Genomic DNA, 25049 nt, shown 5'->3' with positions numbered 1-25049 from the left:
TACTTACTTCTACCTATTTGAAACCCTTTCTAACGCTATATTTATGCTCTGTATAGACTTCTGTAGAAGAAAGTTCCACATTTTTTATTCGCCTTTTGAAAGTGGAATTTAACTTTTCACTTCAGCACTATACTTCTCTTTCTTCCCTATTACACGTTTCCAATAGAAAAGGTATCCCCTTTTTCATGAGATACCATTCCATCCTTTCTCAATCCAATTCAAACTGTCCCGTGTACAGCTGATAATATCTTCCTTTGTCCTCCAGCAGCTCATCGTGACTTCCACGCTCTATGATTTCTCCGTGATCCAGCACCATAATCGCATTGGAATTACGTACCGTAGAAAGGCGGTGCGCAATCACAAAAACCGTTCGATTTTCCATTAGACGATCCATTCCCTTTTCAATCAGCTTCTCGGTACGTGTATCGATTGAGCTGGTTGCCTCATCCAGAATCAGCACCGGTGGATTTGCGATTGCCGCTCTAGCGATAGCAAGCAGCTGCCGCTGTCCCTGAGAAAGATTTGCGCCATCCCCGCTCAGCATCGTATCATAGCCGTTTGGAAGACGTTTGATAAAGCTGTGTGCATTGGCAAGCTTTGCCGCATTGATCACATCATCCATATCCGCATGCAGATTGCCATAACGAATATTATCCGCTATTGTACCGGTGAACAGGTGCGTATCCTGCAAAACAATGGATATAGAACGGCGCAGATCATCCTTGTGAATCAGCTTAACATCAATACCGTCATAGGTAATGCTGCCGCTTTCAATATCGTAAAACCGATTGATCAGATTGGTGATTGTCGTTTTTCCTGCACCGGTGCTACCTACAAAAGCAATCTTCTGTCCCGGCTTTGCATATAAATTGATTTTCTTTAATATCGTAACCCCCGGCTCATAGCCGAAGACAACATCATGAAAGCGCACATCCCCACGCAGCTCCACCAGCTCCACACTGCCATCCTCATGCGGATGCCGCCATGCCCAATGCCCGGTATATTCCTGACATTCCTGCAAGCTGCCGGTTTCCAGCTTCCGAACACGGGTCAGTGTAACACGTCCTTCATCCACCTCTTCGCATTCCTCCATCATATCAAAGATGCGCTCCGCACCGGCCATTGCGGCCAATATGAAATTCAGCTGCTGGGTAAACTGATTGATGGGCATCGCTGTTTGGCGTACATACACCAGATAGGAAGCAAGTGCTCCTAGTCCGATTTCTCCTCCAATCGCAAAGAATCCACCGATACATGCGACAATGGCATAGTTAAAATAAGAAATACTGACAACGGTTGGAATCGTTCTGCCGGAATAGGTCAAGGCTTCTGTACTCGCCTTGCGCAGACGTTCATTCCGACGTTCAAATTCCTCATAATTTTTCTGTTCGTGGTTAAACACCTTAACCACCTTGACACCGTCAACCATCTCCTCAATAAACCCGTTCAGCTTTCCCATGGCGGCCTGTTGATGAGAAAAATAATATTTGCTCTTTTTACTGAAATATTGGATCATCAGATACATGATAATCATGAAAAACATCACGATCAGCGATAGCTTCCAATTCAGCAGGAAGATGGCAAGCAGTGTTCCTGTAATCATCACAAAGCTTTGGATTAGATTATCAAAGCAGTTATTCAAGGCATCCTGTACCGTATCAAGATCATTGGTGAAATGACTCATGACATCTCCGTGTGTATTGGTATCAAAGAAGCGAAGAGGGAGCTTTTGCATCTTGGAAAACAAATCCTTCCGAATTTCCTTAACGATGCTTTGCGCCGTATGTGTCATCAGCTGCTTGTATACCGCTGTACAAAGAACGCCTCCTGCATACATAAGCCCCATGAACAGGACTGCACGCACCAGCCCGTCATAGTCATGCGGAAGAATGTAATTATCAATGATCGGATTCAGCAGATAGGTGCCGTACAGGTTCGCTCCTGCACTGGCAATGACCAGTACACCGACAAGCAGCAGCGCAAACTTATGATTTCCCAGATAACGCAGAAAGGTGCGTATGGTCTTCTTCATATCCTTCGGCTTTTTACCTGTAATCTGTCTTGCCATTATAAACCAGCTCCTTCCTGTTGGGAATAGTAAATATCCTGATAAATCGGATCCGACGCAAGCAGGGTGTCATGCGTACCGATAGCATGTATTTTTCCATCGTCCAGAATAACGATCTGATCAGCATGCTGAACAGAGGTAACACGCTGTGCGATTATGATTTTTGTCGTATCCGTCAGGGATGCCAGTCCTTCACGGATACTCGCCTCCGTGGCGGTATCAACAGCACTGGTGGAATCATCAAAGATCAGCACCCTAGGACGCTTCAGCAATGCCCGCGCAATACAAAGACGCTGCTTCTGACCACCGGACACATTGACGCCTCCCTGTCCAAGATCAGTATCATAGCCCTTTGGAAAGCTGCTGATAAATTCATCCACACACGCGATATGGCATGCCCATGCAATATCTGCATCACTTGCATGTGCGTCTCCCCATAACAGATTTTCACGTATTGTTCCGCTAAACAGCGTATTCTTCTGCAACACCATTCCCACAGCATCACGCAGATGTTCTACCGGATACTCGCGTACATTCCTTCCATCAATACGGATTTCACCATCGCTGACATCATAAAGTCTTGGAATCAGCTGTACCAGTGTGGTTTTGGCAGAACCGGTACCTCCCAGGATTCCAACCGTGCTGCCTTTTTCAATATGCAGTGTTATATCACTCAGAACGAATTCCTCTGCCTCCTCCTTGTATTTGAAATATACATGATCAAATTCGATATCCCCGCAGCTCACGGATGCCTCCGCCTGCGGCAGATCACGGATATCCACTTCCTCATCCAGCACCTCAAGGATACGTTCACCGCTGGCAATGGATCTTGTCAGCATCAAGAAAACATTGCTGATCATCATCAGAGAATTCAGAATCTGCAATACATAGCTCAGAAATCCGGTCAGCTCTCCCACCTTCATCGTATCAGCGAAAATCATGTTCCCGCCGAACCAGATGATACAGACAACCGTTGTATACATAACAAGCTGAAACAGTGGCAGATTCCATACAGAGGTGCGAAATGCCCGCTCACTTGCAGAGCGCAGATTGTTATTGACCTCTTCAAATTTCTCTTCTTCATAGGTTCCGCGAACGTAGGATTTAACAACGCGAATCGCATTCAGATTTTCCTGTACGATGGTGTTCACTTTATCTATGGATGCCTGCATCAGGCGATACAGCGGTCCCACCCTTCGCACAATTACAAACAAAGCTATCCCTAAGACGGGAATCGCAATCAAAAAGACGATGGCAAGCTGCGCATTGATCGTAAAGGTCAGCACCAGTGCGGTCAGCAGCATAACAGGAGAGCGCACGATGGGACGAACTCCGTTGCTGATAGCAGTCTGTAAAATCGTCACATCACTCGTCAGTCTGGTAATCAGCGAGGATGTGGAAAAGTGATCCGTATTCGCAAAGGAAAAGCTCTGCACCTTCGCAAATTCATCCTTTCTCAGCTCTGCGCCAAAGCCCTGTCCGGCAGTTGCGGCATAACGGGCATATAGGATTCCGAGCACAAGAGCAATCAAAGCACAGGCTATCATCTGCGCTCCCTTTATAAGGATGTAATCCTTATCTGCATTCGCAACACCGATATCAATGATATCTGCCATGATAATCGGTATAATCAATTCAAACACTGTTTCCGCCACTACACAGAAGCAGCTGATCGCCAGATATTTTTTATATCGGCTCATATAGGGCCACATTCGTTTCAACATCTGTTTTCCTCCTCACTTACAATTCTTTCATAATCAATCCAGCTGTTTTCCAGTCAGATTATGATACATTCTTCCCAGATATTCCCGGAATTGTTCCTTTTCCTGTTCACTGAAGCCCTGTAAGGACTCGGCTTCCACCTGACGGCAATGTGTTTCCCAGGCTGCCAGTGCCTGTTCTCCCTTTGGCAGAATTTGCATGGATAAAGCCCGCTTATTGGTTTCCACCACGTGACGCTTCAGCATGTTCTGTTCCTCCAGATTATTGAGAATCCGGGAAACCGTTGCACACTCCACATCACAGGCTGCTGCGATTTCCTTCAGCATGCAGTTGCGATTCGCTGCCACATAGCGCAAAACCTTTGGCTGTCCCGGAGATAATCCGAATTCCTGCATATTCTGACGGATTCTGTTTCTCTGTGCGTGAAAGGTTTTAAACATCATAAAGTGAAATGCTGTTTTCATAGTGCCACCTCCATAATTAGCATCCTAATTATTAGCTACCTAACTATACCTCTGGAACGAATTTCTGTCAATAAATCTTCACACGGAATTTTCTCAGGCAGTACCATGAAGGCAGTTTGTCATACCTATACCTGAATTTACACGATGCACGATATGGCAGTTCATCCTATCTGTAACTGTATGGGGTTTTTATAGCTGAAGGGATCTGTTCATCGGATGCAGGCATCAGCAGTATTCTTTTTCAGGCAGCTGGGGCAATTTGCATCATCCTCTTTGTTTGCGGACTGCTTCCTTCTGGAAATAAATAAAGCAGAAGACTGTTCACCCATGCATAGCATGATTCCATAAAACAGTGGCATTCCATTCGCTGCAATCCCCGTTGTGTGATACACATGGAATTGCTGCCTCATACATAAAGCAATCCATTTATATAATTATCTCAATTACTACAGATTATCTTATAAATAAAAAGACTCGCATAGGGACCCTTTTATACATAAAATAAAAAAACCTCATGATGAAGCCTTTCCATTTTTATTCCCTGTTCCTATGCTATTTACGTATTCCATTTAAGACAACGTGGAAATCGTCTTATGTAAACTTCATAGTACAGATGGTATTTCCAAAAAATCATCTGCTTTTTTATGCTTTTGCATTGCAAACTGAGATTTCCCAGTATATCTCATAATGTTTTCTTTAGGAAACACCGCCTTGGAATACGTTAAAGGCATACACTGCCTGAAAGCTCATACACGTTTGGGTACGCTAGAAGCAGCACGTAAAAAAGGGATAATTCCATCGCTTCAAATGAAATTGATCCCTGTTATCCTTCAGCTTTATCTCACTTTGCATCCTGCATCTCACAACTGAGGTACAAGCAAGCAGACCGTGGCAACTATCGTGTTACTGTCAGTGAAATATGCGGCATGTATTATGAGGCTTTACAGCTGTATACCGCCAACAAGGAAATACACAGCTGCGCAGGATTTTTTAAGTAAACATGGATATCATCAGAACGCATTCCCCTACTATACTTAGAAAGCAGATAAGCATCAGGGAACATTGATTGAAAGCCTTGCACAAGCCCTGTTAATCTGAAAGCTTCTTCTGTTTATGCTTTGGGCCTTGCACCGCCATTCGATATCCGTAATACGTAATCAGGAAATATGTTCCGTAAATCAGCAGAACGACGCCGGCTGTCATTAAATTTGTTTTCCACATATTTTGCAGACCGAACAGAAAGGAGAAGGCACCAGATACCACTGGTACACCCACCATGGCATGCACAATGGCAAGACTGAGCGGCAGCATGAAATATATAGCGATCTGCCCCAGAATGGAATGATCGATCATCCTTTGCGGTGTTCCGATTTTGCGCAGAATATCGTAGTTGGACTTGCTGTCGTCCGCATCACTCAGCTGCTGCAATGCCAGAACTGCTGCACTGGAAACCAGAAATACGATGCCCAGATACAGTCCGATGTAAACAAAGAGCATGCCGGAGCCCAGAGAGCTTTCCCTGACCTCGTCCCGTGTGGTTCCCGAATATCGGTAATCCTGCATTCCCGTCTGCTTTGCATAGTCCGTGAAATTCTTCTCGACCCTTGTTTGATATGCCGAAGTCTGTGCTTCACTGGCAAGATCGATATTCCAATAGGTTCTGTCGATAGCCTGGGATTGAACAATCGCATCCGGCACAACCAAGGCCAGCATGATTTCCGGCATAGGGCTGGTGCAGAGAAAGCTGGAGGTTTTCTGAGCGTTCACCAGCTTGAGCTTTTGACCATAGACAGCTATCAGTTTATGCTCCTCGCCCGCAGTTGTAAGAGCATCCAGAATATCATCCTTTGCACTGATGAAAAAAGCTTCCCTGCTATCGATGGATACAGGCTTATTTCCCTGTGCTTCCATCGCTGTATTGTACTCGCTCAGTGAGATATATTCCAAGGGTGCACCGGCATACAGCTTATCCGTATCATAGCCTTCCATAAGCGGTAGAATTGTTTTTAATGTTTCCTTTTCGGTATACACATTCACCTTGTTCCAGCGTTTAACCTCCTGCAGCGACAGCAGCTGCTTCATATCCTTTTCGCTTATATTTTCATCCTGCATGTACGTATACATATACGGTGTCGTCTGATCCACACTGTCGACCAGGCTGTGTTGCAGAGAAAAGCCGCAGGACAGTGCACCGATAGCAAGCAGCAGCATGAGGCAGACAATTCCCATAGAGGTACTTGCCGAGCTGATTTTCGCATTGATTTGCCGCAGCACGACCATATGCAGATTGCGATAATAGGTTCGTTTACTGAAACGGATAAATTGTAACAGGAAGCCTGACAGAGACATGAAGAACAGGATTGTACCGATACCGCCAATCATCAGGATCGGTACAAGCATGACTGCAAATGTCTGCAGCGAAGAAGTTGCCAGATAGTAGGCAGTCCCAAGCAGTGTCAGAGAAATCAACAGGACAAGCACAGATACCCAGGGTCTGCGTATTCTTGCTTTTTCCATTTTCTTTTTCGACTGCAGCAGGTCAATCAGCTTCACCTTTGCGATCACTCTGGTATTTAACAGCATGATGATGACGAATATCACCGTAAAGGATACAATCGTTGTAATCGCACTCGGTATGGAAAACATCAAACGAAAGCTCATCGATACCTGCAGCATCCCGGCACTGAAGACTCCCAGCAGCTGGGAACAAAGCCCGCCCAGCAACAAACCACTCAGCAGGGAAAGAAATCCGACTGCCATTGTCTCATATACAAGGATTCTGGAAATATCGCGTTTCGGCATTCCCAGCAGCATGTAAATTCCAAACTCCTGTTTCCTTCTGCGAATCAGAAAATTATTGGCATACAGGATCAGGAACGCCAGTACAATCGCAACAAACACAGATAGTACATTCATAAATTGTCCGACCGTCTTTAATACGGTTGACTGGGACGTACTCAGATTCAATACCTGCTCCTGAGAGGAAAAGGAATTGAAGGTGTAAAACAGACACACGGAAAACATCAGTGTCATAAAGTAGACAAAATAATCCTTATAGCTTTTCTTTACATTCCGTAAAGCCAATTTTGAAAATTTCATAGCAGCACCTCATCTCTACAGAAATTATAGGAAATTTCACAAAAGTGTGCCATGGATGTCTCTTACATTCACCTTTCATATTTGTAATACTGCAAGCTTTCTTTGTTATATTTCGCTCGTTTATAATAAGATGCAGCTTTGTTCGGCTTGATTTTCTGCCATGCAGCAGTCCTTTACAGCATATCATGAAGCCTGTAATTACGTTACATAACGTACTGCTTGAAGGCTTTTCACTTGAGGATACTTGCCCCCTGATAAAAAGGATCAAATTCACCGATTTTCGATGTATCTGGTCCTTTCTTTTTCCTTATGAAGGATAGCACTATCAATGTTATCCTCTGGTAGGATACACCGCTTGTAACATTTCACACATACCTATTCTGTGATCATAACAGATAATTATTATCACGATTCGCTATTTGCAGAGTAACCAGCTTATAGGTGGCATAGCCTTGGACCACCAGTGGTTCCTGTTTGCATAGCGCTTCCGCTTCCTCACGACTGTCCGTTTTCAGAATATACATACCTGCCATTCCCGGATATCCCTTAAACACACCGCAGATTTCCAATTTCCCCGCATCATCCAGTCTTTTGATGTTTTCCACATGCGCAATGACTGCCTTTTTCGTCATTCTGTTATAGGTTTTGCTTTTTTCAAGCATCATCATATACATATACTGTTCCATTCGTTTTCTCCTTTTGTGACTAATTTATAGACATGTATTGTAACGCCGAGCCTTCTTTATATATACGCGCAAGCTGCTGCACGCTTTCTAGCCCACAGGTCCTGTTTGTATTGTCCGTGACTGCGTTTTCAGGCTTAGTCAGTGTATACAAAGACCCTTACAGCCTTTCGGCATACAGATCATAATTGACCTGCCACTCTCCATCCGCCTTTACCATTATGTCCTGCCAGTGGAAGTGATTGTCTGCAATCTCAGCAAACACCCATTTTCTATGCTCATCTTCCCGATTGGTCAGAATGATCCTGTTCTTTTGTTTTCTTGCTTCAAAGTGCATGATTCTCCCCGTGTAGCCATAGGCGATTTCCCATGCCCGAGTATCTGGATTGTATATGCGCAGTGTCGTTCCATATTCAAAGCCCGGTAATACAATCACATCCTGTACTGCCATTCCTTCCAGCACCCTTGAAAAATGCCATTCTCCTTTTCGTACTGTGCCTGTTGCATTATCCTTATACGCAATGCGCCAGCTGCCGATCAGCTTTCCAAAGTAATCATCCTCCTCAGGAATCACTGCACTTCTTTTACCGCTTTGTAAAGCCTCACAGAAATCCTTCATATAGTCTCCTCCTTTGCAATTAACATCGAACATTTCTTCTCATATCATCGTCAAAGTGTTTCATATCAGCAGCTTTGCCCATCCTTTACCGACGCATCCAGCAGCGGCTGATACATCATCATTGCGTGGTTTTCAGCAACCAGCTGCTCCTCCAGAAGCGTCCCCTCCTGAGACAGCGTTAAACGATAGAGCTGATTATGACGGCTGTAGCCACCCCACCATTCCCGCCGCATTTCATGATTGCGCTCGACAATGTCATAGCGTACCTGCAGGGGATGCAGCATCCTCCATTCTCCATGCAGATGAGTCTTTCCCACATGAAGCCGCAGCTGAAAGGGCTGTTGGGTCGGGTTGACGATCATCAGATCACCATAGGGATAAAAGCAGGTAGCCCCACTGCCGAAGGGCTGTGTACGATTGGCATCCGGAAATACATCATATCCATGACGGTGACGCTCCACAACCTCCAGCGGTGTATGTATCGTAATCCAGAACAGCAGATTGGACAGCTGGCACAGCCCGCCTCCGATGCCGTATACAATCGTTCCCTCCTTTAGCATCATGCCTTCCCTATAGCCTTTGGAAGCCGTCGGCTTCCCTATCGTTTTCCAATAGCTCAGCGTTTCCTGCGGATAGACGATGATACCGTCCAACTTCTCCACCGCAAGGCGAAGGTTCATGATTTTATTCTCCTGATAAACTTCCTCTTCCTTTGTCAGATTCCGCTTCAGCAGACTTTTATGCTGAAAGCAGACATAGGGATAGTTCTTTTGTCCATGTTCGCTGGCAAACTGCCGTTTTGTTGTATGCCATGCAAGATATCTGCACCACGTATAATACCAGCCTCCCAGCATCAGCCGGATATCCGAGCGCTTCTTTGTACGCAGATCCTCCTGTTTCTTTTGCATATTACCACTCCTTTCCTTCTATACGATCAACTTTTTGATTTTATTTCCGTCTGCACAATCATCATATACAATTTTCAAAAAACAGCCTGCAGCAGTACATGAAGAATACCAATTACTGCGATACCGCATAGCAACCCGGTCAAAAATCTTCGCGCATTCGTAGATGGAAGTATATCTGCCGCCTGAAGTCCCCAGTCGCTCAGCATACATAGCATAAACAGACCATAAACCGCAAGCGGCAGCGTTATGGAACGCATCCACAGCAGTATGCCAAAGCCATAGCCGATATACAGTCCGCTGCATCTTGCACATACGGGACACTGATAACCATGGATAAAGAAGCTGCGTTCTGCTTTCTGATGACAAGAATGGGAAAACAGATGCATCAGAGAAAGCCAGATGCGATCCGGATTCATCGATTAAATCTGGTACCGCAGTCATTGCAGATGCAGATGGTCCTTCTGCGTTCACCATCGGCACAGCACAGTCCGCACAGCATCCCGATCGGGCCAAAGCAGATAGCCCCCAGAATGCCACTTGGCAGATTATAGCTTTCCTTGCTTCGCTCCTCAATAATGCGCAGATTCCTGCTTCCGCAGGATGGACAGCAAACATGATCATAATTTTGATACATACAGGTACCTTCCTTTCTGGTTTTATTATACTATATTAAAGTAAGCTGTGCCTGCCAATGTGTTGTATTCCATAGGCTTTCATTGCTTATGAACAGAACAGATACTGTTTACAGCATACCCTTTTTGTATCCCATAAAGCGTTCTCTTGCGGTAGCGTGGTCTGCATTTTATTTTTCGGTATCGAAAAAAGGAAGCCGGATACCCCATGTCAGCACAGCGTACTGTCGGGTTTCGCTTCCTTTCATCAATCCATCATGTTACCAGTGGCTTTTTCGACTCCTATGCTTCCCCCTGTATCCCTTCCATATCCGGAAGTGTTCTTGTTTCTTTCTGACTCCATTTCTGAACAGTGGACACCCGCTGTCCGTTTTTCTCGTCCGTTGTCGCTATCAGCGTCGCATCCGCAACCTTGCTCAGATTGGATATCTTGTCGGTAGGAGTTACGATGATTGCCTGAAAACCGAGGGATTTCAACAGATAGATGCATTCCTCAATCCGTTCGTTATCCATTTTGTCGAATGCTTCATCAAAGATGGCAAGCTGCAAACCGTCGTTTCCTGCATCATATACACTAAACAGTGATACCAGCACGGCTACATAAAACGGGGTCTGCGTTTCTCCACCGGAGCTGGAGCCGATCGTGGCACGCAGCGAATTGCCGTTTTCCAGAATATCAAACTTCAGATAGGTGGTAAAGCGGGAAAGCAGCTGCACCTCTTTTTGAAGCTCCTGATATTTCTTTGGGTCCTGCATGGAGGATAGGGAGGAAATCTTATCAAACAGCTCATGAATCAGCTCCTCATTTTCCTCATACACCGTTGTATTCAACAGATTATGACCGTTTAATTCCTTATTGGTAATCAGATTGTAATACTCACGATAGTCCTCATTGCAGGTACACACAAATTCATAGCTGGAGCGTCCGAATTTATGCTTGCGTATAGAACGGTTCAAGCGGTCAATCTGCATGCGGACATTTTCGATTTTGCTGTTGATTGCACTAAAGAAATTATTCTGGAAGCATTCATAGGCCTTTTGCTGTGCCAGACGGCACTTGTCGATATAGTCCTCAACGATATTATCCGAATGCTTTTCATATTCCCGTTCATAATCATCGCATAGAAAATTCGGATTAAGAGCAATACGGAAGGTATCATTATAATGGGTTTTCTTCGTAATCAGCTCCTGCTTGGAAAGCTCAATCCGGCTGTTCAACTCCCGCAGTGCTTCTTCAAGCTGTTTCTGTTTCCTGCGAATAGCATCTGTTGTCGTGATGACGGCAATGGCGTTTGGAATACCATGCTCGGGCTTTTGAATTTCCTTTTGACGCTGCTGCAGCTCCTGCATACGCGCATTGCATATCTGCATATCCTCTTCCAGCTTGCGGCGTCGACTTCCCTGTTCTACCTGCAACATGTACAGCTCATTTTTCTTTTTCTTTGCTTCCTCAAGCTTTTGATCCAGCACTAGCAGCTCCTGCAAAGACTCCGGTGTCTGGGCTTTGCGCAGCTCTTTTACCTTTTGCTCCAGCTGCTCTACTTCTCTGGCCTTGCGCAGACCGTCTTCCAGCTGACGGATAAAGTCATCACTGATGACAGTTTGCAGATGTACACCCGCTAACGTCTTTGTGACGGTTTCCAGCCTGCGGCAGGAGGAGGTAAGCTTCTGCTGGTGGATGATCAGCTCCTGCAGCTGCTTTTCTATGGAATCGGAACCAATAAATGGTACCTTATACAAGTCCGGATTCATATGCGTTACCGCATACCCGCTATACAGCATGCAATCACTCGTAATGCTTACCGGATAGCTTCTTAAAGTTTCCTCCGCTTCACAGCAGACAACCCTTCCCAGCAGATATTCCACATAGGGACGCACATCCTCACGCTCCACCCGCACACAGTCATACAGCGTTTTAACATGCGGACGGTTTCCCGGCTTTGCCTTGGCGATATCCACGATCGAATAGGTGTGAATCTTCTTTTCTTCCTTGATGGAGCGATAAATACGATAGGCATCCATGAAATATTCTGCTTCCACCACCAGATTCAGCTTCTGGTTATGGATATAGCCTTCAATCGCATTTGTCCATGCTTCCTCCTGAATACTGAACAGGTCTGCGAGTATGCATACCTCCACCGGTCTTCCCACCTGCTGACAAAGCCGTTCCTCCAGCTCCTGCTTTAAAACGAGCAGCTTTTTCGGATATGTCTTCTTGCCGGCTTCCAGCTCCCTGCGGTTGACAGCGAGTGTGGAAAGCTCCTCCTTGCATTCCTGCAATGTATGCTGCATGGTTCCGCGCACGGAGGACAGGTAATCCGCAATCTGCTGTAGCTGTTTTTGAATCGTTGCATATGCTTCCAAATCAAAGGCAGATAGCTGCTGTGCCGCATGAATGGATTTATGTACTGCCAGCTTTATTGCGGATAGATCGAAGTCCTCCAGCTGTAGGCCGTCATAATCCTCGATTTCCTCCAGCTGCGCAAGCTGTTCCTCCAGAAATTCCCCCTTCGCGACAAGCTGCTGCTGCACGGCTGCCGTGTCTCTTTGCAGGGTCGTTTGCTGTTCCAGATGCGCCTGTATCCTGCGTTCCAGAATATCTGCCGCATTATCTCTGCGTGCGTCCCGTAAGGCTTCGATATTCTGTTCCAGCAATGTCCGCTGCTCCTCCACCTCTCTGGATTCCTGCGTCAGCCGCTGATAACCCTTCGTAAATGCCTCATACTGAGCGGCAGCCTCCGCATGCTCCACCATAATGCCGTGATATGCAGCTGCCTCCTGCTCCATACGTAAGTCCGCAGCACGCCCCTGCTCCTCACAGATATTCGTATACTGCTCATGAATTATGGAAAGCTGTGCCTTTTTCTGCTGTACGGTTTCCAACTGTTCCTTCATCTGCCGGTAATCCTGAATTTCCTCCTGCATTTCTTCCAGATTCAGGTCTTCCTCCTCCTAACAGACATTCTTTACGATAAATTCGGAAATATTCATCATCGGTGTATATGCAACCGCCATCTTGAACACATCGAAAAACCGCTGATCCTTTATGAGCATCCGCTGACGAAAATAATTCTTATAGTCCATATGCGTCGTAAAGAAACGGCAGCTGCGATCCTGATAGCTGTCCAGCAGCTTCTTCATACGCCGAATATTGAATACGGTTCCCTCATCCATAAAGCAATGTCCGGGAATCGGCTGATTCATCATATAATAACGATGCTCCATATCCCCACGCGTAGCCCCGCTTACATCAAATACGATACCGAAGCAGTAAGAGCGCTGCTGTTCATCCTCAAATTCCATACACAAATGGGTACTGAACATCCCCTTATCACGCTTAAAGGTACCATCCTTGTACTTGCCCTTTAAATATCCCATCAAATCACGCGTTGTTTTATCATTCGCGGATTTATTAAAAATAGAATTGTCGGTTCGCCCCAGAATGACCAGCTGCATCGCATCGATCAGCGCTGACTTTCCCTCTCCGGTCTTACCGCTTAGAAAGACGATATCCTCAAAGCTCAGGATCGTCTTCTCGTAATACAGCCAGTTGATCAGCAGCATTCTCTTCAGCTTCATCGTCTTCCTCTCCTTCCTCATTTCGCAGCTTCATCAGAATTTCCTCCACCCGCTTCGGTGTTAGAACACAGGTGATATAAGGAAGTACCCAAATCAGCTCTTCCTCACCCTGTGCATATTTCTGAATGACATTCAGCCTTTGCAGGGACTGCAATGCCGCATGGATATTCTGCATGGAGGGCTTCACACTCACCATCGCAAACACATCGACCAGCAGCCGCAGCAGCTCGTTGACAGAAATACGTATGGTAAGAGATGCATCCAGCTCCAGCATTTTCTCCTCATAGTAATTGCGTAGGATCAGTAACAGCTGTGTTTCCAGCTTTGTCAGACGATAGCGGCAGCTACAGTCCTCCCGCTCATTGACCAGATACAGCATTCCCATATAAGAAGAACGCTCCTTACATAGCAGCCACCCCGCATAGCGAAGATATTCCTCAAAGCACTCCCAGTGTTCATTGATGAACACATAGTCTGCATTTCGTTCCTTTTTTTCAAACTGCTTAATTCTCGCATACTGGTAGACGCAGTTCTCTGCCAGCAGGATATTGACGATTCGTCCGAATTCCTCACGGTCTTTCAGATCCAGTTGTTCTACCTTCATTTTGTTACCTTCCTTTTAATCAACAGATTGGGATAATGAAAATCCCCCTCTGTAATACCTTCCGTCTGATTTGGAAGCAGCGTTGCCCGCACATCCATTTTGCGGTCTCTTCCATATACATATACCAGGATGGAGCGGATATAGTCATCCATATCCTTAACCCCGATATCCTTCAGCTTTCCAACGGTTTCCCCATGCAGCTTCTCTGCATAGTAAGCCGATATGCTTTCACGGGTAAAGCGGGAATAACGGTCAAAGCCGATGCGTTTTTCAAGCTCCTCCTGATTCTGGGTGCTCTCTTCAAAGGTGAAGGTCATCACCTCCCGCTCATCCTTTCGCCTGCGTCGCTCAAAGGTGTACACCTCATCACGTTCCATGTAGCGGGTCTGTTGGACATTGATGGTTTCGCTTACCAGCTCACACACTCTTTGCGGCTCTTCCTTCATGTGATGCAGCAGCTCCACAAGCTTTCCCTTGAGTCCCTGATCGCTGTTGCACAGATACATGATTTTCTGCTTTGCCAGCCTGCGGTATCCCGCATCACTGTCCACCAGCTGAGCAGTCAGTGTTTCCACGATATTTAAATCGTTGTACATGGCATACAGCATTTCCTCGATATGCTTTTTTGCGGTCTCACGGCTGGATACACGATAGTGACTTACCGCACTGTCTACAATTTTATCCTTTAGCGCTTCCTCCTGCAGAAGGGTTTCCAAAATACCAGCGACCGGATTTTTAAACCGTTTTAAGCTGTCCTCCACAAGGGTTGGAAAAACATAGCCCTCTACAATATCTCCATAATACACATCAAAGAAATCATGATAGATTTTCGTGGATGCCTTTTTCACCTGAATCGCATAATAATCCCGTATTCTGGCATTGGTCTGTTCCAGTGTCAGAATCAGCTCCTTGAAGTCAGCATACGCATTGCGAATATGCTGGTAGCTGTCTTCGATTTTCACAGGGTCCTCCATATCCTTTAAAGAGGCATGGATGCGAATCAGATAACCGATCTGTTCCCGCTCCTTGATAATGTCATTCACAAAGGATATAAACACCCGGCTGTGATAGGGCAGCGACACCATTTTTTTCATCGTATCCATATGCAAATCGACATTGATCCAGGTATGCTTCTCAAACAATCGTAACAGAAACTGGATATCCCTGTCATAAATATCCTTTTCGCTGCGAAGCTCTTGTTCGATATCGCTGTATTCCGCTTCCTCCCGGAAGTCGATTTCGTATTTTTTATCCTGCACGTAATCTTCCAGTAAATCCTGAAGCAGGGCACGCTCCATGCTCATGGTCTGATTGCGATAGATACAGTCATGAATTTGCAAAAGCAAATCCACATAAATATCCCGATTCTTCGATACCAGGATGGTAAAGAAGGATGGATCCATTTTTTCAAATAAGGACATGCAAGCCCACCTTTCAAACATTCGTTCCTTTATTTTACTATAAGCGAGGTAAAATATCCACGACTTTCATGTATCGCAGGAAAAGAAAAACAGCAGCTCCCTGTGCAGAAAGGTAGCTGCTGGCTGATGCTTTTCATAAAAGATTTTCCAAATGCCGGGATACAGAGACCGAATGGTACAGGAGCAGGGCATATACATCCAATATAGGAGGCGTCCTATACTTGAATTACAGAAGCCGTTGATACAGCATAATCGCTTATATACCTGCTTTCATGCAACGGTAGTCTGTCATGTTTTGCATCCTGAACAGGTGGAAAAGAGATATAGCATACTTACTGTTGTTTTCTATTCCACTGATTTCAAGGATTCCACCATCGGTATTTTTTTCAGCTTGCGATACATCACAAGATTTACAATGATGGCGAATACCATCGTAATTGCCACAGCATACAGGAAGGAAAGCTTCTCGATATTTCTTCCAAACATCACCGTATCCAGCTCTGCCAGCGACATGATCAAGGAGTGCAGTCCAATGCCCAGCACCAGTCCTGCCAGTGCACCGATCAGTGTCAGGAAAATGTTTTCTCTGTATACATAGGCACTGACCTCCTTGTCATAAAAGCCCAGTACCTTGATGGTCGCAATTTCTCGAAGACGCTCTGATATATTCACATTCGTCAGGTTGTAAAGTACGACAAATGCAAGCAGTCCGGCGGAGATGATCAAGACAACTACAATGAAGGACAGCGATGCAATCGTATCCTGGAAGGAGGCTGCGATTCCGGAATAGAAGGATACAGAATCAATGGTATCCTTTTTCATAAAGGCATTGCCCAGCGCCTGTTCACTCTTTTCACTGCTGTCCTTCATGATGGCAAACATACCGGTGCTTTGCGGTGTCTTATGATATACGCTCTTATAATAGGTAGGTGTCATATACACGATATGTCCCACATAGTTTTCCGTGATGGCTGCAATCTTCACAGCCTTCTTCACTCCGTCGCCATTATCGATTGGGAAGGTATCGCCTACCTTCAGATGCTTATCCTTGGCAATCTTCTCTGTGATGACTGCACCGTCATTGTTTAGGGAAATCGTATCTCCGGAACCACGCTGACGCAGGGAGATATACGTAGGCAGGCTTTCGACATCCTGTGGTACATACAGATCGATTCCCTTATCCTCTCCCTCATCCGCATAGAAGCCGTGATATACCGCCATGGAGGTGGCAGACTTCACACGGGAGTCCTCTTGCAGCTTTTTCAAGTCATTCTCCTTCTGACTCAGCGCAGCCTCACTCTTATACGTCATGGTGACATCGAATTGAAAGATATCCCCGTACTGCTTGGTAGCGATTTCTCCAATGGAATCCTGAATACCGAAGCCGGCAACCAGCAATGCACTGCAGCCGCTGATTCCAATCACCGTCATGAGGAAACGCTTTTTGTAGCGGAAGATATTCCGTGCCGTCACCTTGTGTATAAAATTGAATCGTTTCCAGATAAACGGCACACGCTCCAATAAAATCTTTTTCCCGTTTTTCGGAGCCTTGGGACGCATGAGGAGGGCCGGTGTTTCCACCAGCTCCTTATAACAGGCCGCAAGTGCTGCAGCTACCGTGATCATGGAGGCAAGACCGATGGCAAGAGCTGCCAGAGCGATGTCCGGCTGCAGCTGTACGTCCGGCAGTGTGTACATAATGCCCCAGGCATTGAATATGACCGTCGGGAAGACAATCATTCCAATCACAGCACCGAAGCTGCCGCCGATGATACTGGCGATTGCCGCATAGGTCACAAATTTCATCGCGATATCCGGCTTGGAATAGCCCAGTGCCTTCAGCGTCCCGATTTCCTGACGCTCCTCATCGACCATACGGGTCATCGTCGTCAGACATACCAGTGCCGCAACAAGGAAGAAGAACAGCGGGAACACCTTGGCAATCGCTCCCATACGATCCGCAGCGCTTCCATAATCCATATAGGAATAATGCGAATGGCGGTCCAGTACATACCATTTCGGTGTTTTCATGCTGTTGATGTCTTCCTCTGAACGATCCAGCTTTTCCTTCGCTTCCTGCAGCCTGGCAGCACCGTCCTTTTCCTGCTTCTCAAGCTCCAGCTTTCCCAGCGCAATTTCCTTTTGTCCGTTTGTTATCTTATTTTGTGCAGCCGCACTTTCCTGCTGTGCGCTTACCTTGGCGGTTGCCAGCTGCTGCTTCCCTGTTTCGATCTGCTGCTGAGCAGTCGCAATCTGTGTTTCCAGTGCCTGCAGCTGGGAGGCTGCCATGGTGACTACTTCCTGCATCGATGAAATCTGTGTTTCCAGCATCGTCAGTGAAGGAGAAGCAACCTGTCGCGAGGTTTCCAGCGCTTCCTTCTTTTCCTGCAGCAGCTGTTTCTCCAGCTCTGTTAGATTGGGCTGTTGCAGCTGAGCGTCCACCTTTGCTATTTCCTCATCCAGTGAGGCCAGCTTTGCTTTGGCTTCCGCAAGCTGCTTCTGTATCTGTGGCAGGCTCTCATCCAGCTTTTTCTGCTGGGTATCCAGATAGCCCTTTGCACTGGTGTACTGCGTCTTTAGCTGAGCAAGCTGCTGCTCACTCTGCTGCAGCTGTGCTTCCTTTTCCTGTATCGTTCTTTCTGCACTGCTTTTTTCTGCATTCAGGGTTGCCTGTCCCACAAGCAGCTCATCACTTGCGGTTTCCAGCTGTTCCTTTGCATTTTTTATTTCTGTCTCATATTTCTTTTTATTCTTCTCATATTCCTTACGACCGGCTTCCACCTTGGCAAGGGCTTCCTTTTTGATATCGTCAAAGCGTTCCTGTGCACGCTCCTCCCCCAGTGCGGTAATCGTGGTCTTCTTGGGATCGATGATATCAAAATAGGCATCCGCATAGGAATTCGGCTTCTTTGCGCCGTCAATCGTTACATATACCTCCGTATAGTAGGAGGATTTGAAATTGGTATCCGGAATAACTGCATAGTTATCGATACTGCCGCTGCCAATGGCAGAGCTTCCCTTTTCATAGGACAGATAATACGGCATTGTCACCTCTCCGACAATTTTATAGGTAGCGTGCTTCAGGGAGGCATTCAGCTTTTCATCCGTACCGCTCTCAAACGTAATCATTTCCCCGATTCTGGAATCCGCTCCTTTGATGTTCGTGTGTTCAATGACGCATTCATCCTCTTTCTGCGGAAGCCGTCCCTTCATCAGCCGCATCTGATTGATATAGCTTTCATCCTCTGCTTTCGCATTCATCGGATAGGACAACAGCTTATAGACACGCTGCTGATTGTTATGCGTATTGAGTACATCCATGCTGTAGCTGCCATACACACCTGCTACACCATCCACCCTTTGAATGGCGGAAACATCCTCCTTTGTCATACCGATGGTTGACATGATCTTCAGATCCATGAAATTATAGTCATCAAAATAGGTATCCGCAGTATTTTTCATCACCGGCACACTGTCCCGTACTCCGGCGAAGAAGGCGACTCCGATGCCGACGATGGCAAAGATGGAAAAGAAGCGACCGAAGGATTTGCGGATTTCCCGCAGGGTATCTTTCAGAAGTGCTTTCTTTTTCATGTCAGTATTCAATCCTTTCTACCGGTAAAGGATGCTCATTGATCGTGATGCTGTCGATTTTTCCGTTTCGCACCTTGATTACCTTATCCCCCATGGCAGTCAATGCCAGATTGTGTGTAATCACGACAACACTGACGCCACGCTGCCGGCAGGTATCCTGCAACAGCTTCAGAATCTGTTTTCCGGTATTGTAATCCAGTGCCCCTGTAGGCTCATCACACAGCAGGAGCTTCGGATTTTTAGCAAGGGCACGGGCAATGGCGACACGCTGCTGTTCTCCACCGGACAGCTGTGCAGGGAAATTGGAGGCACGCTCCTTCAGCCCGACAGCCTCAATTGTTTCATCGATATCCAGCGGCTGCTTACAAATCTGGGTTGCCAGCTCCACATTTTCCTTCACGGTCAGATTCTGCACGAGATTATAGAACTGAAAAACAAAGCCGATATCATAGCGCCGATACGTTGTCAGCTGCTTGGCATTGAATTTACTAATCTCGGTACCATCCACAAAGATATTGCCGCTTGTTGAGGAATCCATGCCGCCAAGAATATTCAGTATGGTGCTTTTCCCGGCACCGCTGGCTCCTGCAATTACTACAAACTCCCCTTTATCAATGGTAAAATCCACACCGGCAAGTGCCTGGATTTCCACTTCCCCCATTTTATATATTTTTTTCACATTCTGAAATTCAATATAAGCGCTCATACCCGGATCCTTCTTTCTATGCTTTTCTATATTATACTAGAAATATATCAGAGAAGACAGCCATTTTCCATAAAACCGGATACAAAGCCTTCAAATTCAGGAAATTTTCACATGTATGCGAAACAGCAAATCCTGATCCTTACCAAAGCCTTGCAGATGATCACTCCCATTGTCATATATGCCTGCCCTTCTATAGCATAAACACAAGCAGAGCATATACGGACGAGACAGCACAACGCGCTTTATCCTGTCGCTACTTCCCGGTTCTTCTTACAGCAGGATAGCACCAATTCCAAATTGCATATACGTCTTGACGGAAACGCTATCTTGTTTTACAATATAGCTGTAACTTGTATAACAAGATAGCAAGGAGGTGACGCCATGCTTCCCAGTCAGATGATGAAGGGCATTTTAGATAACTGTATTCTGATCGTAATTGCACAGGAGGATACCTATGGGTATGATATATCACAAAAGCTGAAGCGCTATGGATTTTCAGATATATCAGAGGGCACCATCTATCCCCTGCTGCTGCGATTGGAGAAAAACGGATGTATCTGCAGTGGATTTCGCAAATCGGCGTTTGGACCTAATCGAAAATATTATGCCATCACCGATGTCGGTCATATGGAAATACAAAGGTTTATAAAGCATTGGAAGGAATTGCAGCAGGGTGTCGCCGCTGTGATGGGAGGGTATGCACATGAATCATAACATGCAGAAGCTGCGTAAAGAAAACAATCGGCTGGATGAGACCTTATGCGAAGATTATCAAAAGCTTATGACAGATATCGTCTGTTATCTGAGAGGTGCCGATATCAACGAAATACAACAGGAACGGGTTCGCTATGATCTGACACTGATGCTGCTGGATGCACAGCAGCGCAATGCACCTCTGGAGGAGATATTCCCCAGTGATTATAAGGCGTTCTGTGATACGATCATAAAGGAGCTGCCGCCGCGTTCCCCTTTGGAAAGGCTGTTGGAGCGATTGCATACCGGCTTGCTTCTTATCGCGATTCTGGGAAGCATCAATCTGTTTCTTTCAAAGGATGGACTATATGCACTGCTGCGATTGGACATACAGAGTACGTATTCTTTTACCTTATCGACACTGCTGCTGGATATTTTGCTGGGTACAGGAGCCGTTTGCATGGTACAGTGGATTTGCCGCAGCAGCTTTGAACATGATGATCGGCTTGTAAAGCGTCGCCTGCTTCTTTTATGGCTGTTTACTTTGGGTATCAGTGTCGGCTGTATGCTGCTGTTTCAAAATATCATACTCCTGCGCATGCCACTCTGGCTGCTGGCGATAATCTGTTTCAGCTGTTATCTGCTGTATCTTTTGCTTGAGCATTGTATCTGGAAAGAGGTACAGGCATGATTCTGGAAGATCTGGCATTGTATGCTGACTGTGCCAAATGCAAAGGACTTTGCTGCAGAGCGCTTTATTTTTCCCGACTGGATGGTTTTCCGCAGGATAAGCCTGCCGGTGTATCCTGCCGCAATTTATGCAGCGATTATACATGCAGGATTCATCATGAGCTGAAACAGAAGGGCATGAAGGGCTGTCTTGGCTATGACTGCCTTGGTGCAGGACAGCTTGCGGTACAAAAGAAAGCACCCAGCGATTCTGATTTATTCGCCGTTTATGTAACGCTGTTTTCTCTGCATCAGATGCTCTGGTATCTGGGGGAAGCATTGCAGATGAAGGAAACCACGATCTTTCACGGAGAGCTGCAGACACTGCTTCAGACACTGGATGCTGTGCGAAGACAGCCATGGGACAAGGTTCTTTCAACGGATATTGATGCTTTGCACAATGAGACAAACCGCTTGTTGAAAAAGACGATACAGCGAAAACAATTACAGTTCCCCTCGTTTGGTGCACAGCTCATCGGAAAGCGGCTTGCCAACAAACGACTGCGTAACACAGATTTCAGCATGAAGCCACTGCTTGCCACGGATTTATCATGCTGTGACCTGCAGGGCTCCTGCTTTTTGGGGAGTGATCTGCGGGATTGCAGCATTGCCGGCAGTGATTTGCGTGGCTGCTTCTTTCTGACCCAGATGCAGCTTAACACTGCACAGGGTGACAGTAAAACGAAGCTTCCCGCTCATTTGCACAGACCGTCTCACTGGGACAAGGTATCAAAAAAAAGAAAATCGTAAAGAAGCTGCGTTCCCGTCTCGTTCGATATGGCAAGCATGGGATAATGTAGCCGTAAACAAAAGGAAGTCTGTCTCATCCTGTACGCTGTACCCGGATGCTGCACATGGCTTCCTTTTATCTGCTTGCTATATCTCAATATATCATCTTATTACATACATCTTCTTATTCAACTATATTATCTTATCTCATATATTTTCTTATTCAATATATCATCTAATTTCGTATATCTTATTATTCAATATATCTTCTTATTTCGTATCTCTTCTTATTTCATATACCTTCTTGTTGAATATACTGTTTATTTGATATATCTTCTTATACGATATAATATCGTATTTACTTACTGTACCAAATCCTCATTCTCACATAGCTGCCTCAATACGCTTTCGCAGATGCAGCTTTTACAGGAGCGCCTTTAATGCCTCGGCTTGCATCGGTTTTCCGAAATAATAGCCCTGAATATAATCCAGTCCCATTGCCTTAACCTTTTCATATTCCTCTTTTGTTTCCACACCCTCCAGCAGAACCTGAATATTCACATCATGACACAGTCTGACAACAAACTGGATAAAGGTCGCATCAAATTCGCTGTTTAAAATATCCTTAATGAAAATTCGATCGATTTTCACAATATCCGCAGGAGAATTTTTCAAAACACCGAGAGAGGAATACCCGGTTCCAAAGTCATCCATGGCGATGCGGACACCAATTCCCCGTATCTCCTGAAAGATTGCCTGCAGCTCCTCACTGCTTTTCACCATATAGCTCTCCGTCATTTCCACAATGATATTGCGGCTGGGAACCTGACAGCGCTCCATGGTCTCCTTCATAAAGCTCGTAAAGCCCTCTTCATACAGCTGCAGATAGGATAAATTCACACTGACACAGAAATCCGGACAGCTCTTCAGCCAGAATGCACATTGCTTCACCGCTGTTTCAAAAATCCACCGACCGATGGTAAGAATCATACCGCTTTTTTCCAGCAATGGTATGAATACCACAGGAGATACATCACCATACAGACTGCTGTGCCATCTGGCGAGTGCCTCTGCTCCGATGATACGTCCGCTCTCTGCCTCGACCTGAGGCTGATACTGCAGCTGAAAGCCTTCAAATTCATGCTCCATGCAATAGCGCAGCTGTTCCAGCATATCCAGCTCCTGCAGCTTTGTCTCCGACATTTTTTTCTCATAAAACGTCAGTCTGTTTTTGCCATTGCGCTTGCTGGCATCCAGGGCATAGCCTGCGTTTTTCGTCAGTGCCATCATATCGGTGGCATCTTTGGGAAAGTCAGCACAGCCTGCTGACACTGTACAGTGGTATTTCTTTCCATTCAAAACGCGCTGATGATCCAGCTCCTTTTGCAACCGCTGATAGCATTCGGAAATATCCCTGGAATCCACACAGTCCCGAAACAATATGATAAACTCATCCCCATCATTGCGATACAGCCTTGCCTGCTCGGGAAGAATCGACTGAATGAGCTGTGCTGTTTTTGCAAGCACCGCATCGCCAAACTGATGATTATACAGCTTATTGACGCTGGAAAACTCATCCAGATCCAGAATCATCATGTAGAAATGCTCTTCCTTGGAAACCATCATCTGCAGGGCATCCTCCAGCTCATACTTGTTAAACTGACCGCTTAGATAATCAATCTTATTTTTTCTACCCAGATTGGTGATTATACCTGCGAATAAAACCGGCTGCCCATCCTCATCCCGTTCCACATGACCGCGGCATCTGAGCCACACCCATTCTCCTCTGCAATTTCTTGCCCGATATTCCACATTGTGAGAATCCACACGGCCATCGGCAATTTCCTGATTTCCCTCCAGAAACAGCTTCTGATCTGCCTCATGAATTCTTGATCCCCATACATTGGCAGCATCATGCACGATTTCCGAGGGCAGGTCAAATTCCTCAACCATGGCACGGGAATACCGGAAACAGGAAGGATCCTCCTTCATATTGCATACATAGATATAATCATCACTGCTCTGCATCAGCGCACTCAGCAGCAAATCCTTATTATAGGAAAACTGACGTACCTCCTCACTTTCGTGATATGGGTGCAGAGCAAAGGCCTGTCTTGATTTCTCCATATGATAGCGGCGCTTTGACACATACATCTCATCATCTGCGCGCATGATAATTTTCTTCAAAGACAGCTCCATATCCGGATCGACCCGGGTCATTCCAAAGCAGAAGCCCATGACATAGGGCAGCTCTTTGCTCTCCGTATGCAATTCACTCTGCAGCTGATATAGCTGATTGCGTGCTTCCTTTTTGGATAGCTGTTTGAAAACAAGAAGGAATTCATCACCGCCAAGACGGATCGCAAAATCCCCGGTCTGCAAACTGCCGCGTATTTTTTCCGCCACCCTTTGCAGGACGCGGTCTCCCTCCTGATGTCCGCAGATTTTATTGATCGTATGCAGGTCATTGATATCCAGAAGCACGACAAGAAAGGAGGTACTTTGCGCTTTTGCTGTACGGATACAATCCGTTAAAAGCTGTTCCCCGGTTTCCTTATTCCACAGTGCACTGAGATGATCATGCTGTATGTCAGCCTTGCTGTGCGTATTCCAATCGCTATGCATAGACGTCACCACCTTTTTGTCTCTTCTTTCATTGTACAACAAAAAGGTTGTGAAACAAATCAAAAACTGAGAAATTCACCATATACTAGAAGGAATGCTGTCAGCGTGCAGGACACTTACGATTTCTTAAGATTTCAGGAAGCTCTTTATAAAGGTGAACCCGGCATGGAAATG

19 protein-coding genes are annotated in these 25049 nt (G+C 45.9%); 3 read left to right on the top strand and 16 right to left on the bottom strand.

What is annotated here, in order from left to right; all coding sequences use genetic code 11:
• Positions 1 to 208: 208 nt before the first annotated feature.
• The 15 genes from NE665_RS12705 to NE665_RS12635 form a co-directional block, all read right to left on the bottom strand.
• On the bottom strand, positions 209 to 2068 hold the full coding sequence (locus NE665_RS12705) for an ABC transporter ATP-binding protein (RefSeq protein ID WP_117443400.1): 1860 nt from the start codon (positions 2066 to 2068) through the stop codon (positions 209 to 211).
• Entirely contained in the window at positions 2068 to 3792 is a 1725-nt protein-coding gene (locus NE665_RS12700; protein ID WP_117443401.1) for an ABC transporter ATP-binding protein, read from the bottom strand. The genes NE665_RS12705 and NE665_RS12700 overlap by 1 nt, the downstream gene beginning before the upstream one ends.
• 33 nt (positions 3793 to 3825) lie before the next feature.
• A complete protein-coding gene (locus tag NE665_RS12695) occupies positions 3826 to 4254 on the bottom strand; it encodes a MarR family winged helix-turn-helix transcriptional regulator (protein WP_044907697.1) in 429 nt (142 codons plus the stop codon).
• A 1089-nt stretch (positions 4255 to 5343) separates the two neighbouring features.
• Complete coding sequence (locus NE665_RS12690) at positions 5344 to 7353, bottom strand: ABC transporter permease (RefSeq protein ID WP_117443403.1); 2010 nt, start codon at positions 7351 to 7353, stop codon at positions 5344 to 5346.
• A 386-nt stretch (positions 7354 to 7739) separates the two neighbouring features.
• Positions 7740 to 8039, bottom strand: coding sequence for a YciI family protein (locus NE665_RS12685; protein ID WP_117443404.1), 300 nt, complete (start codon positions 8037 to 8039; stop codon positions 7740 to 7742).
• A 157-nt stretch (positions 8040 to 8196) separates the two neighbouring features.
• Positions 8197 to 8655 carry a hypothetical protein gene (locus NE665_RS12680; protein WP_117443405.1) on the bottom strand — a complete coding sequence of 153 codons (459 nt, stop codon included), beginning with the start codon at positions 8653 to 8655 and terminating at the stop codon, positions 8197 to 8199.
• A gap of 65 nt (positions 8656 to 8720) precedes the next feature.
• Positions 8721 to 9563 (bottom strand): VanW family protein, encoded by an 843-nt coding sequence (locus NE665_RS12675; RefSeq protein ID WP_117443406.1) that lies wholly within the window; start codon positions 9561 to 9563, stop codon positions 8721 to 8723.
• Between the two features lie 74 nt (positions 9564 to 9637).
• On the bottom strand, positions 9638 to 9979 hold the full coding sequence (locus tag NE665_RS12670) for a DUF2085 domain-containing protein (protein WP_117443407.1): 342 nt from the start codon (positions 9977 to 9979) through the stop codon (positions 9638 to 9640).
• A complete protein-coding gene (locus NE665_RS12665) occupies positions 9976 to 10197 on the bottom strand; it encodes a hypothetical protein (RefSeq protein ID WP_117443408.1) in 222 nt (73 codons plus the stop codon). The genes NE665_RS12670 and NE665_RS12665 overlap by 4 nt, the downstream gene beginning before the upstream one ends.
• Positions 10198 to 10477: 280 nt before the next feature.
• Positions 10478 to 13120, bottom strand: a complete 2643-nt coding sequence (locus NE665_RS12660; protein ID WP_233104658.1) for an SbcC/MukB-like Walker B domain-containing protein — start codon at positions 13118 to 13120, stop codon at positions 10478 to 10480.
• Between the two features lie 27 nt (positions 13121 to 13147).
• A complete protein-coding gene (locus NE665_RS12655) occupies positions 13148 to 13774 on the bottom strand; it encodes an ATP-binding protein (protein ID WP_233104659.1) in 627 nt (208 codons plus the stop codon).
• Positions 13710 to 14378: a DUF4194 domain-containing protein gene (locus tag NE665_RS12650; RefSeq protein ID WP_117443409.1), complete on the bottom strand. Its 669-nt coding sequence runs from the start codon at positions 14376 to 14378 to the stop codon at positions 13710 to 13712. Before NE665_RS12650 ends, NE665_RS12655 begins: the two co-directional genes overlap by 65 nt.
• Positions 14375 to 15799 carry a Wadjet anti-phage system protein JetA family protein gene (locus NE665_RS12645; RefSeq protein ID WP_117443410.1) on the bottom strand — a complete coding sequence of 475 codons (1425 nt, stop codon included), beginning with the start codon at positions 15797 to 15799 and terminating at the stop codon, positions 14375 to 14377. The genes NE665_RS12650 and NE665_RS12645 overlap by 4 nt, the downstream gene beginning before the upstream one ends.
• Positions 15800 to 16144: 345 nt before the next feature.
• Complete coding sequence (locus NE665_RS12640) at positions 16145 to 19393, bottom strand: ABC transporter permease (RefSeq protein WP_117443411.1); 3249 nt, start codon at positions 19391 to 19393, stop codon at positions 16145 to 16147.
• A 1-nt stretch (position 19394) separates the two neighbouring features.
• Positions 19395 to 20099 (bottom strand): ABC transporter ATP-binding protein, encoded by a 705-nt coding sequence (locus tag NE665_RS12635; protein WP_002605795.1) that lies wholly within the window; start codon positions 20097 to 20099, stop codon positions 19395 to 19397.
• Between the two features lie 381 nt (positions 20100 to 20480).
• Between NE665_RS12635 and NE665_RS12630 the strand changes: the two genes are divergently transcribed.
• The 3 genes from NE665_RS12630 to NE665_RS12620 are packed head-to-tail and all read left to right on the top strand — an operon-like array spanning position 20481 to position 22271.
• Positions 20481 to 20813, top strand: coding sequence for a PadR family transcriptional regulator (locus tag NE665_RS12630; RefSeq protein WP_117443412.1), 333 nt, complete (start codon positions 20481 to 20483; stop codon positions 20811 to 20813).
• A complete protein-coding gene (locus tag NE665_RS12625; RefSeq protein ID WP_117443413.1) occupies positions 20803 to 21483 on the top strand; it encodes a hypothetical protein in 681 nt (226 codons plus the stop codon). Before NE665_RS12630 ends, NE665_RS12625 begins: the two co-directional genes overlap by 11 nt.
• Entirely contained in the window at positions 21480 to 22271 is a 792-nt protein-coding gene (locus NE665_RS12620; RefSeq protein ID WP_117443414.1) for a pentapeptide repeat-containing protein, read from the top strand. Before NE665_RS12625 ends, NE665_RS12620 begins: the two co-directional genes overlap by 4 nt.
• 402 nt (positions 22272 to 22673) lie before the next feature.
• Here NE665_RS12620 and NE665_RS12615 read toward each other — a convergent pair whose 3' ends face one another.
• Complete coding sequence (locus tag NE665_RS12615; RefSeq protein WP_117443415.1) at positions 22674 to 24875, bottom strand: EAL domain-containing protein; 2202 nt, start codon at positions 24873 to 24875, stop codon at positions 22674 to 22676.
• Positions 24876 to 25049: the final 174 nt, after the last annotated feature.

Origin of the sequence: Clostridium sp. DFI.1.208 (genome assembly GCF_024463855.1) — a bacterium.
GTDB lineage: Bacteria > Bacillota_I > Bacilli_A > Erysipelotrichales > Erysipelotrichaceae > Clostridium_AQ.
Note: the sequence above shows the minus strand (reverse complement) of the source record. Positions and strands in the feature narration are given on the sequence as shown.